The organism is uncultured Aquimarina sp. (assembly GCF_947496855.1).
Lineage (GTDB): Bacteria > Bacteroidota > Bacteroidia > Flavobacteriales > Flavobacteriaceae > Aquimarina.
Map to the genome: position 1 here is coordinate 1,160,503 of NZ_CANMED010000001.1, position 17,263 is coordinate 1,177,765.

The following is a 17,263-nucleotide window of genomic DNA, read 5'->3' on the forward strand; positions in this document are numbered from 1 at the left end:
TCCTCTTCTTTATCTACATATAGAATATTTATACGACTCTTTAAAAGATTAATTTAAAATTAATTTCCCTAATGAACTTCCTTCTCTACTACCTCCATAAATCCAATATGTATTGGAACTCGTTCTATATTTTGTAGCAGGTTTTACAACTATTTGTTTCTTTTCGAATTCATCAGGATCTGTTCTAGATATTTCTCCGGTTTCTTCATCAAAAGAAAAAACTGCGGGTATCATTTTAGTATAGTTTTTTGCCTTTTTTACGTCATCGATTTTAGTTACACCAATATTTTTAGGATCATCATTAACCACTACTGTTAATTGTCCATTATGATAAATTGGTATCGCACTCAAGTACTCTGGTCCATTACCCAATATCATTAGTGCAAAATTTTATTATATCTTTTTATACATAAAACTTAAAACCAGATTAGCTGCATTGAACTCTAGTATTGAAATAACATAGGAAATTGCGCCCTTTACTTATAGGACACCCAATCATTATTTAATAAGTTTCGCAATACTTTTTAAATCAGAATCTTTAAGGTTGTATGAACCACCCTCTTCTAAATAAATTATTTCACCTGAAACACTATTAATCACAGAAATAATCTTTTTCTGATTAAACTGTGTATGCATAAGGTAATAAAAATCTTCTCCGGCTAATATTTTATCATTAAGACTTTCATTAGAGATAATTTCATATTTATAATTATATTTCGCAAAAAGCTTATCAGCTGTTCTTGTCTTCCCCCAAGTTGCAGCTAAAGCATTGTATTTTTTCAAAACCCACTCTGGCGCATACAGCACTTGATCCTTAAGCTCTTTAAGTTTTTCTTTATTTACAATACCATCTTCAATCTTTAGAACCTCTTCGTTATTAAGCTTTCTATTTAATTCTTGGAAATAATTTTTTATATAACCTAAATCAAAATTATAGAAACCAGGTTCCTCCCCATATTTTTCGTTAATCTTATCAAAACTCCCGATTTTCATCTTCCCTCCCTCACTATAATTAAAATCTTGTCTTAATCTAATATTAGGGGTGAAAAATATTTCGGCAATATTTGTAGCATCATATTTCAATCTTCCTTTTTTATCTTTCCTTATTTTTTTAAAGTCCGAAATCATCATAAATTTAAACACAATGAAAGCACCAACGGTTCTAGTTCCAGGCCCCATAAAACCTCCAGTTTTTTGCTTAGAATAACCACTGTCTACGTGTCTAATGATAGAGAAATCCGCATTGATATAATCTTCTTGTTGATTTTCAAATGTTTCTCGATCAATAAAAATTATTTCATTAACGGTCCAAATATCTTTTATTAGCGTCTGTAATTTTTCAACATCCAAACTTTCTGGCAACACAAAAACTGTTTTTGTGTTTTTCACTTTTTCAAACACTTCTTTTTTATGCCCGACAACATATAAATTAATAGGAGACCTACTTCTACCAACATTAATTTGTGAATAGGTCATAACACTAATTAATAACAAACCGATAACTATAATTTTTTTCATATTAATTTATTTATATATTTTTTTATTAGCTTTCTTTAAACTAAGTTAACGTACTTAAGACTTCTTCAAAAAAAGGATCTACTTTTAAAAAGTGTCTTTTCATTCAAAAAATACGTGTTTTCTATTAGTGTCAAACAGAAGACAAATGTTACTATATCATTTTTATTTTTTTTAGAAATTTCACTTGTCAGTGAAGCTCTGATTCCGATATCTCCTATCTCAAAATCATGAATGTATAACATAACTTCTACATTAGATTTTTGAGGCAGCGCATCAAAACAATTTAGTGTCAAAATTCTCTAAGGATTATTTTTCAATCATTACAAAAACAAAACACTCTTCACTACAAAACCTAAAAAAGAATCGACAAAAAACCCAATAACAACAAAATTAACTTTTTTATTAGCGTAAATTTCGTGCAAATATAACAATCTATATATTTATAATCAAAGACATATATCAACTAAGAAAAAACTTGTGTTTTTTGCCTCTCTATGATTAATCATTTTCTCAAAAAAATGAAAGACTTAGTATCAGCTTCTGACGTAACTAGTTACGCCACAAAAACTAATTTCATTTTTTTCAAGACCTAATATTGTATATGTAACATCATAATGCACCAATTAGTAGCAACAAAATAGAATTTTTCATGTTTTCTGTGTCTCAATTAATGAACTTAAACCTTTTTAGAAAGATTACAATTGCAAAAGTGAAGATATTACGGTAAAATTACCCCACCCTTTTAGGGCAGGATTTATTACTTTGATTAAAACAGTGAGGAAAATTATTATTTAGCTAGAGAAACTCTAAGTAACAGATTATTCTTCTTACCATCATAAGCTTCAAAAATCATATCTTGATTAGGCAGTGTTGCTACTTTATAAACTTCTAGATTATCCAAACGAGAATTTCTAATATCACTTCCCGTAAGAATAGGATCTTTTGTTACTTCTCCACTAGCATCGTCTATGGTATATGAAGTTAGGTATAAGAACTCTTTTTTACCATCAAAATATCTTGTAGGATACTCATCAAAAGATCTTTTTAAGTTAGTGAAGTCGTCTATATGAAATAGATAATGTTTACCTGCATTTTTAAAATTAATATATGACATACTCCTTTTTCCTCTAGCTCCTGTTTGATATTTAGGCAACCTATGAAACCATTTTACAGTTCCTTCCGGAGAAAGTTTTGACACAATTATATCTCTATAAAAATATTTGTAAGTCGTTCTTGAACCTGAAGAACTAGATGTGGTAAAAGATTCTACATATCGCTGTTCCCCAAGAATTACTGTACTTCCATCTTCATTATACACAACATCATTAACTTTTAAACTTTCAAAATCTTTTTTATCCTTTTCATCCTGAGTACCTTCATTAATACGTTCTTCCCTTTTTAGTGCATATTGCTTTGCTATTTCTTCTGGAATATCATTTTTTAAAACAGAATTAACAAGACCAGTTTCATCCAAACTAGCAGAAAAGAGACCTGATGCCTCTAGTTTATTATCATTATTTACATAAAAACCGGAAACTCTTACTTTCCCTTGCTTATCCAAACCAATAACCGCATCCATAATTGATTTACCCGATAGTTCTATTTTACTTTTAACAATCTCTTTTGGATTCTCTTTTATTTTAAAAACTTCTGTTCTATAGGAATAATCTAACTTGTTCTTTTCTTCTGCTTGAGAATTAAATACGGAAGCTGTCATATAAAAACTTCCTTCGTTATCAATCGCAAAATCTTCATTTTCTAACCATTTGCTTGTATAAGGTAATTTTACTTTTCGACTCCAAATTAGTTTTAAATTCGAATCATATACACTAATTCCTATTCTATCGGCTTTGTCGTCAGCTGTTTTTACTCTAAACAATACTAACAACTTCGTTCCATCAAATGATTTTTTAAAAACAAACTTATTAATCCGCCCACCTGCATCAAAACCATACGTACTTTTAAAACCTACATCATTATTGATATTATCCTTATCACTACCTACAAGAACTGGTTTCTCAGCTATAATACCAGTAAGTGATATTTTTTGAGCATACGCTTTATCCTTAACTGTATAAAAAACAACTGCCTTCCCATTAAGATTCATTACCGTCTGAAAATCTCCTTTATCTTCGATTACCTGTCTTTTTTTCACATCTTCTTTAAGATCTTCTAAAGAAAAACGCTGAATCGTCATATCATTTCTTCCTTTCTTAATAGCAACCATTCTGTCTCCCGAAGCAACATAATATGAATTAGAACTTCTAATTCTTTTATACTTTTCTCCAATTTTGAAATTAAATTCTTCTGAAAGGATTGGTTTTTGGGCGAATGAATATGAACTAATAAAAAATACGAATAGAAAAAGGTGCTTTATTTTCATTTTTAATGATTTTTTGTCTGAATACATAACGTCTATAATTAGGTCAAGTAGCACAAAGATATGATTCTTGAATGAAACGTCTATTTTCATAAATTATAAACTCATTTATTATTTTTTATAAATTTATTTGCAATGAAAAAACTGATTTTCAACTTTTTAAAAATTTGACACATATAAAACTAAAATAATGCTAAAAAAATGTTGCATTGTAGTCTCATAAAAGCTACATTTGCATCCGCATTTGAGATATTAATGTGGAGTTCATATAAAATAATGAATTTGGAGAGGTGCCTGAGTGGCCGAAAGGAACGGTTTGCTAAATCGTCGTACCAGTAATGGTACCCAGGGTTCGAATCCCTGTCTCTCCGCTAATATTTTAGAATAATAATTTAATTTTAATTATTATTATTTTGAAAAGTTACACTTCGGGGTGTAGCGTAGCCCGGTTATCGCGCCGCGTTTGGGACGCGGAGGTCGCAGGTTCGAATCCTGCCACCCCGACATTATTAGAGTTACGGGCTCGTAGCTCAGCTGGATAGAGCACCTCCCTTCTAAGGAGGCGGTCATAGGTTCGAATCCTATCGGGCTCACAAAAAGTCTCACTTAAAAAAGTGAGACTTTTTTGTTTTATGTTCTTCATCAAAGAGTAATGAAACAAACTTCAAAAAGTGACCACTACAATTGCAATTTACGAAACAACAAATTCAGAAAACATTCTTTGATCTGTGACTTATAAAACGTGCTAAGATCGATTTTTTCAAAAACAGGGTTTTTTCCAGTGATTTTTTTAATTCAGTTTAATACATTCCTTAATGAATGAAAACAATTCTATATAATAACTACTTCGACCCCTTTTTTCTGAAGTTATACAACACTGTGCGAACAAATAAACCCTAGTTCACCGAATGCAAAAATTTTCGTTAATTTGTTTTTGTTTAATAATCATTAAATAGAGGGAAAAATTACGAATCTTTATTATGAATTTTAAAACAATTACTACTATCAGTTCGAGCGGAGTCGAGAACTATTCTTAAAAAAAAACAGGTTTCGACTGCGCTTAACCAGAAAATTTCCGGGTATTTCAATTAAAAACAAGTAGCCATCTACTAACCGCTACCCTGTTATTTTAATTCTATTTGTTATTGATGTTTACTTTAAGAGGGAATCCTTTAAATTGCTCTGCTTCTTTAATTGAAACGTCAACATCTCTTAGCCAACACTCAAATGTGACTTCTTTTTCTTTCTTATTAAAACCTTATAAGACCGTATCCCGAACCTCTCTCGTTTCTTCCGGATACAACGGAAATAACTGTGCACTAAGTTTAAGTTTATTATTATAAGTGGTACAAATCCCAAATGCAATTACATCTTTTCTTTTGACGTTAACATCTATTATCTCATTAGGCTTTCTATTCCACCAGTCATTTGTCGTTATGGTATCGATTCCAGTAAAAGGAGCTACTATGGAATCTTTTTTGTTATTTGATTTATTATCATAAAATTTATCGTTACAACTGTAGCCGTTGAATATAATAATGACTAATAATATTAAAATGGTTTTCACAACTTCTATTTTTAAAAGATCTTAATGTTTTATCTCACGAATTAACTACAATCATATTGTTAGCTAAAAACTAAATATATACTTATTACTAGTATACAAATAAGCAATCCCACAGGTATTGCATACTTATATGGTTTAATATCGACCTCTCGTGTATATTCAATTTGAAAAGCTTCTTTTCTGGGATATAATTTACCTATTAAAATCATTATCAGAACGTTTAACAAAAACAGAAATCCTTGAACATGTAAAAAATGAGGAAAAGTATTTTTTAGTATCGTATTATCTAATACTACATAAATCAGATAGATTACTGCTCCAGAAACAATTGCTATTTTTGCTGCAATAGCAGGTATTTTTTTTGTGAGGTATCCCACGATGATAATCGTTAAAATAGGAATCGTATAGCATCCATTGACTTGTTGTAAATATCCAAATAAACCCGAAGGTGCATTCGCAATCAAAGGCGCTATAAACATTGATAAAAATGCCAACCCAACTCCAAATAGTTTTCCGGCTTTTACTACTTGGATCTCCGAAGCTCCTTTGTTTATATATTCTTTATAAATATCTATACCAAATAATGTCACCGAACTATTTAATGCCGAATTAAATGAGCTAAGAATTGCACCAAACAAAACCGCCGCAAAAAAACCTACCATTGAAAGGGGTAATACTTTTTTAACTAGAGTAGGATATGCTTCATCAGGATTAGTGATACTATCTCCATAAAGATGAAACGCAATTATACCTGGTAACACAACCAATATCGGTCCTAATACTTTAATAAAAGCGGCTAACATCATTCCTTTTTGACCTTCTTTTAAATTTTTAGCTCCCAAAGCTCTTTGTATAATTGCTTGATTAGTTCCCCAATAAAACAACTGTACTAACATCATCCCTGTAAATATTGTACTAAAAGGAATTGAAGAATCTTCGTTACCAATAGATGTAAATTTATCTTTATTAGCTTCAAACAATGTAGTAAAACCTTCAATTATATTCCCATCTCCTATAAGCATAAGACCTAAAACCGGAATCATAGATCCACCTATCAAAAGACCTACAGCATTGATCGTATCCGAAACAGCTACTGCTTTAAGCCCTCCAAAAATGGCGTAAACAGAACCAATAATCCCAATTGAAAAAACAGTAATCCATAGTGCAATGGTTTTATCAACTTGAAGTAAACCTGGGATATCAAAAATTGTACTAATAGCTAATGATCCAGAATACAAAACAATAGGTAAAAGAACTACTACATAACCAGTAAGGAATAATCCAGAAGTAATAGATTTAGTATTAACATCATATCTTTTTTCTAAAAACTGTGGGATCGTAGTTAATCCTTCTTTTAAATACCTAGGTAATAAATACAGGGCGGTAACCACCATAGCAATAGCTGCTAACGTCTCCCAAGCCATTACCAAAATCCCTTCTGAAAAGGCTTGCCCGTTAAGGCCTACAATTTGCTCTGTAGAAAGATTAGTAAGCAATAGCGAACCTGCAATTACTGGAGCTGTAAGACTTCTTCCTCCTAGGAAATATCCGGTAGAAGATTTTTCATCGGTCTTTCGTGTTGAAAAATAGGAAATAACGGCTACCAAAAGGGTAAAGCTAAGAAAAGTGATAATGCCCATAAAGTTTTAATTATAATGTCTTTGAGTAATAAGTTATTGAAGGAATGATTACATTTCTATAACAACTTTGGACTAACGCAGTGCATTCCCTGAAGCAATAATAATAACCCCAAAAATCATAGCAATCAATCCTAAATAAAGTATTTTTCTAGGCTTAGTACCCGTTTTGCTCCATTCGCCTGTAAGTATTCCGGTAATAATAGCTATTGCCACACATGCCGTATTAAAAATAGCATACCCAACGGTATTTCCTGAAGATCCTAATTTATAGGCAGCAAATGCAAAGGTTCCTGAAGCAGCAAAGTTTAATAACGCCATAATAAAAGTGAAAAATAAATTCTTAGGGGTATGTATTGAACTAAATTTACTCCATAATTTTTTGGCACTTAACTGATAAATAAAATAAGGGATTACAAAGAGTGCCCCAGAGACATAAATAACAACCATTACCATCACAGCGGTAATCCAATCTGGGTTTCCTGCGTTCTGACAAGCTTCGTGTAAATAAGGCCTGCCATAGGCATTTGCATAACTAAAGCCTGTAGCCAACAATCCACCAACAATAGCGATAATAATACCAATAGTCATAGAAGACGATTTAGAGGAGGCTCCTTCGCTACTACTATTTTGGTCGTTAGCAGCTTGTCTTAACATCCCTGCTTTACCATTGAAAAACACTCCTAATAATACCACTAAAATCCCTAGAAACATTACTACAAATACGTTATTTGGTGGCAAGCCGTCTACTAAAAATGGTAATAATGATCCTACTAATATAACAGTCCCTATAAAAATAGAAAAGCCTAAAGACAAGCCAATATAATTAATAGCTTTACCCCACATCATTGCTCCAATACCCCAAAGAATACTAGCAAGTGCCATTTTCCATAAAATATCGATTGGTATATTACTAATAATTTCATTAAATCCATTAATTAGTAAAAAACCAGCTGTAATAGGAATAACAAGCATGTTGATAAAAAACATCATACCCCAAGTATTCTCGAATTCGTAGCCTTTAGTGTATTTTTCCGGTAATGCGTATAGCCCTAGCATTAATCCCGCAAGGACAGCAAATAGTATTCCTATTGTCATAATTATTGAATTTTATAAGTTGAAAATGTGTTTTATATATCTAATTAGACGTATAAAATTTAAATATGGTTTTGCTAGTATACGGTTCTCCAGGATGTGTAATTGCCTTAGGTGCTCCATCTAAATTGACCCCATTGGGATATCGATGTGTTTCACAACAAAATGCTTTATACCGACCATACTGATCACCATTCTCCCTTTTTAGTAAGTCTGAAGTAAAATATCCTGAATAAAACAACATTCCAGGTTCTGTTGTTGAAACATCCATACATCTTCCACTTTCAGAATGCTCAAAAGAAGCTACTTTTTTTAATTTAAAATCTTTTGAAAATAAAAAATAATGATCAAAACCAGTTTCCATATGATCTAAGGCTTCTTTGAGTAATTTACCTTTTCTGAAATCTTCAGGCCTTCCTTCAACTTTTACAACTCCTCCTTGCGGAACACCTTTTTCATCTCCTTCTAAAAAAGCATCTGAATATATATTTACTTTATGATCATGTACAGTTTCTCTAAACCCAGATAAATTAAAATATGAGTGATTTGTCAACGAAATGGGAGTTGCTTTATCTGTATCAGCTTCATATGAGATAATCAATTCATTATTATTAGTAAGTGTAAAACTTGTAACTACAATAACATTACCAGGATATCCCTCTTCCATATCCAAACTATGCAAGCTCATTATTAGTGTAACTTGATCTTGTTCTTCATTACATTTTTGTACATTCCATATTCTCCTATCAAATCCTTGGGTTCCTCCATGTAAATGATTACCTCTATCATTGCCGACTAGATTATATACTTTATCATCTATTGTAAATTTACCCTCATGAATTCTTGATGCACATCGGCCTACTGTTCCTCCAAAATAAGGAGCATTATTTTTATACTCATCAGAGAAATATCTATCTACACGTTCAAAACCACATGTAATTTCTCTGGAATTACCTTTATTATCTGGTGTTAGAATAGAAGTGATTGTTGCTCCGTAATTTGATATTTTCACCACTATTCCATTCTTGTTGGATAATTGATAAAGCGATACTATGTTATTTTCAACGGTGCCAAATTTTATTTTTTCTACTTTCATGTGCGATTAAAATGAGTGATTATTAAACATGTTGAACGACTTCAATTTTGGCTATTGTTGCTCAAAGGATCTTAATTTTTTCCAATTAAAAACAACACCTATGCCCGGTATATCCGGTGCTATTGCCCGATGATTTTCTACTACTAATGGTCTAGTAGTATATTCATCAATAGGAAAACTGTGCACCTCAAGCCAACCTGCATTTTCTTGCGCAGAAACTAGACTTACATGCAATTCTTGCATTCCGTGAGAACAGACCGGAATGTTATGTTCTTTAGCCAGTTTTGCTACTCGTAACCATCCGGTAATTCCTCCGCAATTAGATGCATCTGGTTGTATAAATGAAAGCTTGGCTTGCTCAAAAGCATACTCAAACTCGTGAATGGTATGTAGGTTTTCTCCCATAGCAAGTGGAAAACCAGTTCTATCAACTATATTTCCATATCCTTTATAATGATCTGGTATGATTGGCTCTTCGAACCAAGTGATATCATATTCCTTAAATCTATCTATAGCTTCTAAAGCTTTATTAATATCCATAGAATAATTAGCATCAACCATAAACGTTACGTCTGGTCCAATATATTCTCGTACGGCTTTAATTCTTTCAATATCTTCATCAAGATTTTCTCGCCCTATTTTAATTTTCACGGCATTAAACCCTCTGGATTTATACTCTTCCATATTGTTTAGAAGCTTCTCAAGAGGAAACATCAAATCGATACCTCCGCAATAAGCTTTACAACTATTACTTATTCCTCCTGCCACTTTCCAAAGAGGTAGTCCCTTCTTTTTACAATGAATATCCCATAATGCGATATCAATTGTAGAGATTGCAAAAGATGCGATACCTCCTCTTCCTACATAGTGAATATGCCACTCTAAAAAGTCATAAATACCATCTATATCAGAACCATCTTTACCTATAAGCACCTCTTTAAAATCATACTCAATCATGGCTTTTATTGCTCTACCCCCTTTACCTCCGGTATATGTATATCCGGTACCTTGGGTACCATCATTAAGGGTAATAGTGGTTGTAACTAACTCAAAGTGATAGTGATCTCCATGTTTTGCATCAGACAATACTTCTGGCAATGGCACTTCAAATAAACGAGTATTTACTGAAGAAATTTGTGTATTCATAATCTATAGTATCCTAAGTTTTTTTAAATTTTATTTTTGTATGAATAGGCTTTGCCGATCCAAGTTTTATACTGCGTTGACTTGGTAAGGCATTGGATATCCAAATTCCATATTCCTCACACATCAAAGTCTTTTCTCCTTCAAAATTAGTTTGCATAAAATCCTTATCCGTTAACCTAAACTTAATCTCTTTAGTTTCTCCTATATTTAATTGAACTCTTTCAAATTTTTTTAGAGAATATTTAGGTAAATAACTTTCTCCGTTTATAGGAACCAAATACAATTGCACAACTTCTTCATAATTATAATTTCCAGTATTTTCAACATCTACAGATAGCTCAAACTGACCTCCTTGTTTGATTTGATTAGTACTAGATTTCAAATTGTTAAATTCCACTGACGAATAAGACAATCCAAAACCAAAAGGATACATAGGTTCTTTAACCATATATTTATAGGTTCTTCCTTTCATCGAATATTCATCGAAAGGTGGTAATTGATCTACATTTTTGGGGAAAGTAATCGGTAAATGTCCTGATGGCGCTACATCACCAAAAATAACATCGGCTACTGCGTTTCCTCCTTGCTCTCCAGGATACCACATTAAGACAATTGCATCAACAAAAGGCGCTATTTCGTCCAAAGAAACTGGACTTCCTGTTCCAATTACTAAAATCAATGGCCCCTTTTTCACTTGACTAATTTCCTTTATGTACGCTATTTGGCTCTGAGGTAATTGTAAATCTTTTCTATCTCCTTTGTGTTCTGATGCTATTGCATCTACTTCTTCTCCTTCTATTTCATTAGAGATCCCAGCTACCAGAATTGTTGCGTCAATATTTTTAGCTACTTGCGGTGCCCAATTAAGCGGATTTAGATTTTCCTGAAATGGTAATACTCCTTGTCTGTAATTTAGAGAGGTTCCTAAGGAAACCTTCTCCGTTATGCCCTCTAGAACTGTAACTAGATTAGAAGACATTCCATAATAATTAGCTATTAAAATATTACTTGATGATGCAAAAGCCCCTGTAACATATAGGGATTTAATATTTTTATCCAGTGGTAAAACATTTTTATCATTTTTTAGTAAAACAATAGACTGTTGTGCAACTTTTTTGGCAATATTCTTATGCTTCTCTGAGTTGATAACCTCAGCTGATATTTCATTAAAAGAATTACTTTCTTCTCTATCAAAAAATCCCAACTTAAACCGTATTAGAAATAATTGTTTTAGTCGTTCATCAATTAACTGTTCGGTTATATAGCCTTTTTTCAATGCATCGGGAAGTTTATTATATACCCATCCGCAATTTAGATTGACACCATTTTTTAACGCTAATGCAGCTGCTGCTTCTATTGTTTTTGTTTTTTTATGACCGTTAACAATATCTCCTAAAGCTCCACAATCTGAAACTATGTACCCTTTAAAATCCCATTCCTTTTTTAATAGTTCATTTAATAAAAAAGAACTTGAACAGGATGGATCACCATAGACTGCATTATACGCTCCCATAACTCCCTGAACGTTTGCTTCTTTTACTAATGCTTCAAAAGCTGGGAGATATGTTTCATATAAATCTAATTTTGAAGGGTTTACATTAAATGTATGTCGTAATGCCTCGGGACCTGAATGCACAGCAAAATGTTTTGCACAAGCCGTAGATTTTAAATATTTTGTATCATCCCCTTGAAGGCCTTTTACAAAAGCTATGCCTATCATTGATGTTAAATACGGATCTTCTCCATATGTTTCCTGACCTCGCCCCCATCTTGGGTCTCTAAATATATTAATGTTTGGCGACCAATAAGTCAAACCACTATATAATCCCCTATTTCCTATTGATTTAGATATTCTAAATTTAGCTCTTCCTTCATCCGATATTGCAGAGGCCATTTCCTTAATCAAATCTGGATTAAAAGTTGCTCCCATGCCTATTGCCTGAGGAAATATCGTAGCCTTTCCATTACGAGCAACTCCGTGTAAAGCTTCATTCCACCAATTATATTCTGGCACATCTAGTCTGGGAATTGCAGGTGAATTATTTATTAATTGTTTAAATTTTTCTTCAAGAGTCATTTCCTTAATTAATAATTCAGCCCTTTTTTCAAATGAAATAGACTCATCAAACCATTTAAATTTGGCTTGACCAACAACATTTGAGCTTACAAATAATGATAGCAAAAAAATACCAAAAATATATTTCATAAGCAGCTCAATATAATATCCGAAAATTCATTTAACATATCTTAAAGAATAGTTTTTTCATGAACCATAATTCATATAAAAAGTCTTTTTCTCTAGGTATTGTTCAAAACCATATTTTCCATCTTCACCTCCGCTTCCAGAGAGCTTGTACCCATTATGGAACCCTTGATGTTGCTCTCCATGTCCACGATTCACATAGATTTCTCCGAATTCTAATTCGTCATTACAACGCAAGATGGTAGCCATATCTTTAGTAAATATCATCGCAGCCAATCCATATTCACAATCATTAGCATATCCGATTACTTGATCAAAGTCTGCAAACTTAATTACAGGTAGTATTGGTCCAAATGATTCTTCATGTACGATAGTCATATCTTGGGTTACATCCGTAAGTATGGTTGGTTGGAACCAATATCCTTTTTCGAATTCTGGTCCTTCAGGTCTTTTACCGCCACAAGCGATAGTAGCCCCTTCTTTTACACTTACGTTTACCAAATGCTCCATATTTTTAAGTTCAGAAGCATTTACTTTTGGCCCCATTGAAACTGTTCTATCTAAAGGGTTTCCTACTTTATAGGATTTAATTTTCTCTAGAAACTTAGACATAAACTTATCATAAATACCTTCGTGAACATACATTCTTTCATTACAGGTACATACCTGACCACAATTATCAAAACGAGAATTAAAAGCTGCCTCGGCTGCTTGGTCTAAATCTGCATCTTTAAAAACTATCGCAGGAGCTTTCCCTCCTAGTTCTAATTGAACATGTGTTAGGTTCTTTGCTGCAGCTTTAAAGATTTGCTGCCCAGCCGGAGTACTTCCTGTCATTGTTACCATTTTGGTAATTGGATTTTCAACCAATGCATTTCCTAACACTCTTCCTGAACCTGTTACTACATTTAATAATCCTTTTGGCAACCCTACTTTTTCCGCAATAAAACCTAATTCTAAAGTTGCTAATGGCGTTTCTTGTGTTGGTTTTACAACTATTGCATTTCCTGCGACTAATGCCGGACCTATTTTTCTTCCTGCTAACGCTAAAGGAAAATTCCAAGCCGTTATAGCTACTACAACTCCTCTAGGAATTTTATGTATATAAATATGTTCATTCTCATTATCAGAAGGCATTATATCTCCTTCTATATGTCGTGCCCAATCACAAGCGTATTCAATAAACGTAGCCGTTACCTCTACTTCGATTTCTGCTAAAGAGATGATTTTACCTTGCTCTCTAGTCAATAATTCTGCTAAATATGGTTTATTAGCTCTAATTTCTTCTGCAAATTTACGCATCAATTCTGCCCGTTTCCTAGCTGGAACTTTTCTCCATTCTTTTTGTGCTTTTTCTGCAGCTTCGAGTGCAATTGCTGCATCCTCTTCTACACCCATTTGAACAGTCCCAACAACACTTTCATCTATCGGACTAGTAATGTCAGCTGTTTTTCCAGAAGTTGCGTTGATCCATTCTCCATTAATAAATAGTTGATATTTTTTGGTGTTCATATTCTTTCTTTTTTCTGATATTGTTATTCTAATTATCTACCCATCCATCCGCCATCAACGACCATAATGGAACCACTCATATAATTTGCAGCTTCGGAAGCCAGAAACACTACGGGACCTGCAAAATCTTCTGGTGCTCCCCACCTATTAGAAGGGATTCTTCCTAAAATTGATGCTGAGCGTTCTGGATCATTTCTAAGTGCCTCCGTATTATCTGTAGCGATATATCCGGGAGCAATTGCGTTTACATTTACTCCTTTTGATGCCCATTCATTAGCAAATGCCATAGTCATTTGTCCAATAGCACCTTTACTTGCAGCATATCCTGGAACTGTTATTCCTCCTTGGAATGTTAAAAGAGAGGCGGTGAAAATCACTTTCCCTTGGTCTCTTTCAATCATTCTTTTTCCGATTTCTCTGGTTAGGATAAACTGAGCATTTTGGTTTACCTCAATTACTTTATCCCAATATTCGTCAGAATGTTCAGCAGCAGGAGCTCTTAAAATTGTACCTGCATTATTAACCAGAATATCGATTACAGGAAAATCTAACTTTACTTGTTTAATAAATTCATACAGTGATTTTCTATCTGAGAAATCACATTGATATCCTTTAAACCCCTTCCCTATTTTCTTTACTTCTTGCTGTACGTCACTTCCTTCTTTTTCTAAACTTGCAGATACCCCAATGATATTAGCTCCAGCCTCTGCTAAACCAATAGCCATAGCTTTCCCTATACCTCGTTTACACCCTGTTACCAAAGCTGTTTTTCCTTCTAAACTGAATTTATCTAAAATGCTCATTATTATACGTTGTTAGTTTATTGCTGACAATCCATCAGTACTTTAAGTCCGTCAGGATTTTTATCAATATTTTCAAATACTTGCTGAATATTAGTTAAGGGTTGAACATCTGTAATGAGATCTTCAAAAGGAAGTTGATTATTGGTAATCAATTGAATTGATTTTTCATAATCTTCTTTTTCGTATACTCTTGCTCCTATTAATTTTAACTCTTTCCAAAAAAACTTAAATAGATTTACTGGTTTAGGTTCTCCGTGAATAGCGACCATCACTATTCTTCCTCTTATACCTGCCACTTCTGTCATTATATCCAATGCTGGTTGTACCCCTGCTACTTCAAAAACAACATCTGCTAATCGTTCTTCTGTTTTATTCTTAACATATTGTACTAAATCAGAATCTAAAGGACTTACTGTATCAAAACCTAATTCTTTTGCTTTATTAATACGCACAGGATTCACTTCTGAAATAATTACGTTGGCTCCTATGTCTTTTGCCACTATAGCTACCAACAATCCAATAGGTCCCCCACCTAAAACAACCACCGTCTCTCCGGGTTTTAATTCACTAAGCCTTACATCGTGCACTGCTACTGATAATGGCTCTATAAGTGCAGCTAATTTTAAATCTGTTTCTGCCTTTAGCTTATGCAGTGTAAAAGAAGGTACGTTCCAATATTGCTGCATAGAACCAGGGCTATCAATTCCTATAAATTTAAGATTCTCACATATGTGATTAAACTCTTTATCGGAAGGTTTTATACCTCGATCATCTAAAGGTCTCACAACCACTTTATCTCCTATTTCATATCCGGTTACTCCTTCCCCAAATGCATCAACCTCACCGGACATTTCGTGGCCTATAGTTTCAGGAATATTAACCCTTTTATCCATCATTCCGTGATAGATATGTACATCGGTTCCACATACACCAGAATAAGCTACTTTAATACGTACTTCTCCTTCTTTTGGTATGGCTATTTCTTTATTTACTACGCTAAAGGTTTTATTACCTTCGTATATTGTTGCTCTCAATATTACTTCTTTTTATTAATTATCTTTTTGCTTGTTTTTTTCTTTCTTGCCATCAGGCGTCTTGGCTCCTTGGGCTACATGAGATGTTTTGCGATAAGAATCAAATCGCATAATACTTTGGTAATTCCAACTATTGTAAACGTGTGATAATCCCCAATCAAAAATTGCTGTTGGATTTTCTCTAGTAGCTTCAATAGTTCTATTTAAACCAATTGCATGCGGCATATTAGCTCCTTTGACAGCCCCACGAATCTCAAAGTTAATTCCGTCGGGTGACCATTGGAAAGTATTTCTTTCAGGACCATCTGTGGTTATTAAAGAAGCAATACCTTCATCAACAGGCCATACACAAATTTCATGTCCAGAATTAGAAATCGGATTATACTTAGACTTTATATATGGACCTTTTGGATTATCTGCTACTGCTACACCGTGACGAATCTGACGTCCTCCATACATTATTTCTTCTCCCATTTGTTCCCCTTTGTAGTATAGATAGAACTTTCCGTTATAAGGAAGAATGCAAGGATCATGTACTTTATGAGAATCGAAATCTCCTTTTTTTTCTACATTGAAACGATTTTGTTCTTCTCCTTTCCAAATTCCATTCTCAGCAGGTTTTAGGATAGGCTCATTACTCTTCTCCCAAGGGCCAAAGGGTGAATTGGACCAAGCCAAACCAACTTCGTTTTTAGTACGCACATCATATGGAGATTTGATAGTTTGATAGCATAAATAATAGAATCCATCCCATTCCATTACTTCTACAGTAAATATAGAACGGTCGTCATATGTTCCTTTTTCACCTAATGGTACCGCTACTTCTTTATCTTCTTTCCAAGTCCAACCATCTTCTGAGGTAGCGTGCCATACCGTACAACGATCCCAAGGAAATACTTTATCATTTTCTATATCTCCTCCGAAACCATCTGTTTTTCCAATACTCTTAGAATACCAAACATGGTATAATCCATCGACCTTGATTACTGCAGATGGATCACGACGAACCACACCTTCCTCATAAGCTAAATCTCCTTTTAATGGCTTCATTTGATTAAATACACGGTACCAATCATTTTCTACATATTTCCATTGTAGTGCTCTTTTAGAAGCTGTACTTAAATATTCTTTATTAGTAATTCCAAAACGATCTAATTTTTCTGGAGAGACGTCTAAAATTGATTCGCTAGGTTTTTCATTGTCTATCTTGGTCTTCATTTCATCAGATACATGCTTATTACAAGCTGTTATTATAAAGATTACTAATAAATG

Annotated in this window: 13 protein-coding genes and 3 tRNA genes; 3 read left to right on the plus strand and 13 right to left on the minus strand. The window is 33.3% G+C overall.

Features of this window, described 5'->3' with window-relative positions; translation table 11 throughout:
- Nucleotides 1-48 precede the first annotated feature (48 nt).
- The 3 genes from Q0921_RS05170 to Q0921_RS05180 form a co-directional block, all read right to left on the minus strand.
- On the minus strand, nucleotides 49-378 hold the full coding sequence (locus tag Q0921_RS05170) for a hypothetical protein (protein ID WP_299254239.1): 330 nt from the start codon (nucleotides 376-378) through the stop codon (nucleotides 49-51).
- A 120-nt stretch (nucleotides 379-498) separates the two neighbouring features.
- A complete protein-coding gene (locus Q0921_RS05175) occupies nucleotides 499-1,518 on the minus strand; it encodes a hypothetical protein (protein WP_299254242.1) in 1,020 nt (339 codons plus the stop codon).
- A 787-nt stretch (nucleotides 1,519-2,305) separates the two neighbouring features.
- Nucleotides 2,306-3,901, minus strand: a complete 1,596-nt coding sequence (locus tag Q0921_RS05180) for a hypothetical protein (protein WP_299254245.1) — start codon at nucleotides 3,899-3,901, stop codon at nucleotides 2,306-2,308.
- A gap of 281 nt (nucleotides 3,902-4,182) precedes the next feature.
- Here Q0921_RS05180 and Q0921_RS05185 point away from each other — a divergent pair.
- The 3 genes from Q0921_RS05185 to Q0921_RS05195 all read left to right on the plus strand — a co-directional run bounded on the left by Q0921_RS05185 (nucleotide 4,183) and on the right by Q0921_RS05195 (nucleotide 4,491).
- Nucleotides 4,183-4,269, plus strand: a tRNA-Ser gene (locus Q0921_RS05185).
- A gap of 58 nt (nucleotides 4,270-4,327) precedes the next feature.
- Nucleotides 4,328-4,402 (plus strand) — tRNA-Pro (locus Q0921_RS05190).
- A 15-nt stretch (nucleotides 4,403-4,417) separates the two neighbouring features.
- Nucleotides 4,418-4,491 (plus strand) — tRNA-Arg (locus Q0921_RS05195).
- 665 nt (nucleotides 4,492-5,156) lie between these two features.
- Here the strand turns inward: Q0921_RS05195 and Q0921_RS05200 are convergent.
- The 10 genes from Q0921_RS05200 to Q0921_RS05245 all read right to left on the minus strand — a co-directional run bounded on the left by Q0921_RS05200 (nucleotide 5,157) and on the right by Q0921_RS05245 (nucleotide 17,209).
- Complete coding sequence (locus tag Q0921_RS05200) at nucleotides 5,157-5,465, minus strand: hypothetical protein (RefSeq protein WP_299254248.1); 309 nt, start codon at nucleotides 5,463-5,465, stop codon at nucleotides 5,157-5,159.
- A 59-nt stretch (nucleotides 5,466-5,524) separates the two neighbouring features.
- Nucleotides 5,525-7,105, minus strand: coding sequence for a solute:sodium symporter family transporter (locus tag Q0921_RS05205; RefSeq protein WP_299254250.1), 1,581 nt, complete (start codon nucleotides 7,103-7,105; stop codon nucleotides 5,525-5,527).
- A 72-nt stretch (nucleotides 7,106-7,177) separates the two neighbouring features.
- Nucleotides 7,178-8,200 carry an L-rhamnose/proton symporter RhaT gene (locus tag Q0921_RS05210; RefSeq protein WP_299254253.1) on the minus strand — a complete coding sequence of 341 codons (1,023 nt, stop codon included), beginning with the start codon at nucleotides 8,198-8,200 and terminating at the stop codon, nucleotides 7,178-7,180.
- 40 nt (nucleotides 8,201-8,240) lie between these two features.
- Entirely contained in the window at nucleotides 8,241-9,293 is a 1,053-nt protein-coding gene (locus Q0921_RS05215) for an aldose epimerase family protein (protein ID WP_299254256.1), read from the minus strand.
- A 51-nt stretch (nucleotides 9,294-9,344) separates the two neighbouring features.
- Complete coding sequence (locus Q0921_RS05220) at nucleotides 9,345-10,439, minus strand: mandelate racemase/muconate lactonizing enzyme family protein (protein WP_299254259.1); 1,095 nt, start codon at nucleotides 10,437-10,439, stop codon at nucleotides 9,345-9,347.
- 13 nt (nucleotides 10,440-10,452) lie between these two features.
- Nucleotides 10,453-12,645: a glycoside hydrolase family 3 C-terminal domain-containing protein gene (locus Q0921_RS05225; RefSeq protein WP_299254262.1), complete on the minus strand. Its 2,193-nt coding sequence runs from the start codon at nucleotides 12,643-12,645 to the stop codon at nucleotides 10,453-10,455.
- A 57-nt stretch (nucleotides 12,646-12,702) separates the two neighbouring features.
- Nucleotides 12,703-14,154 carry an aldehyde dehydrogenase gene (aldA, locus tag Q0921_RS05230; RefSeq protein ID WP_299254265.1) on the minus strand — a complete coding sequence of 484 codons (1,452 nt, stop codon included), beginning with the start codon at nucleotides 14,152-14,154 and terminating at the stop codon, nucleotides 12,703-12,705.
- Between the two features lie 32 nt (nucleotides 14,155-14,186).
- The gene (locus Q0921_RS05235; RefSeq protein WP_299254773.1) at nucleotides 14,187-14,951 is read right to left on the minus strand and encodes an SDR family NAD(P)-dependent oxidoreductase; all 765 of its coding nucleotides are present in this window, start codon (nucleotides 14,949-14,951) and stop codon (nucleotides 14,187-14,189) included.
- A gap of 23 nt (nucleotides 14,952-14,974) precedes the next feature.
- A complete protein-coding gene (locus Q0921_RS05240; protein ID WP_299254268.1) occupies nucleotides 14,975-15,991 on the minus strand; it encodes an alcohol dehydrogenase catalytic domain-containing protein in 1,017 nt (338 codons plus the stop codon).
- A gap of 15 nt (nucleotides 15,992-16,006) precedes the next feature.
- Entirely contained in the window at nucleotides 16,007-17,209 is a 1,203-nt protein-coding gene (locus Q0921_RS05245; RefSeq protein WP_299254270.1) for a glycosyl hydrolase, read from the minus strand.
- Nucleotides 17,210-17,263: the final 54 nt, after the last annotated feature.

Bases quoted from the DNA above. Each gene is read 5' to 3' on its own strand.
- Q0921_RS05220 (WP_299254259.1), bottom strand. From the start codon at position 10,439: ATGAATACACAAATTTCTTCAGTAAATACTCGTTTATTTGAAGTGCCA.
- Q0921_RS05170 (WP_299254239.1), bottom strand. From the start codon at position 378: ATGATATTGGGTAATGGACCAGAGTACTTGAGTGCGATACCAATTTAT.
- Q0921_RS05210 (WP_299254253.1), bottom strand. From the start codon at position 8,200: ATGACAATAGGAATACTATTTGCTGTCCTTGCGGGATTAATGCTAGGG.
- Q0921_RS05215 (WP_299254256.1), bottom strand. From the start codon at position 9,293: ATGAAAGTAGAAAAAATAAAATTTGGCACCGTTGAAAATAACATAGTA.
- Q0921_RS05225 (WP_299254262.1), bottom strand. From the start codon at position 12,645: ATGAAATATATTTTTGGTATTTTTTTGCTATCATTATTTGTAAGCTCA.
- Q0921_RS05180 (WP_299254245.1), bottom strand. From the start codon at position 3,901: ATGAAAATAAAGCACCTTTTTCTATTCGTATTTTTTATTAGTTCATAT.
- Q0921_RS05175 (WP_299254242.1), bottom strand. From the start codon at position 1,518: ATGAAAAAAATTATAGTTATCGGTTTGTTATTAATTAGTGTTATGACC.
- Q0921_RS05245 (WP_299254270.1), bottom strand. From the start codon at position 17,209: ATGAAGACCAAGATAGACAATGAAAAACCTAGCGAATCAATTTTAGAC.
- aldA (WP_299254265.1), bottom strand. From the start codon at position 14,154: ATGAACACCAAAAAATATCAACTATTTATTAATGGAGAATGGATCAAC.
- Q0921_RS05205 (WP_299254250.1), bottom strand. From the start codon at position 7,105: ATGGGCATTATCACTTTTCTTAGCTTTACCCTTTTGGTAGCCGTTATT.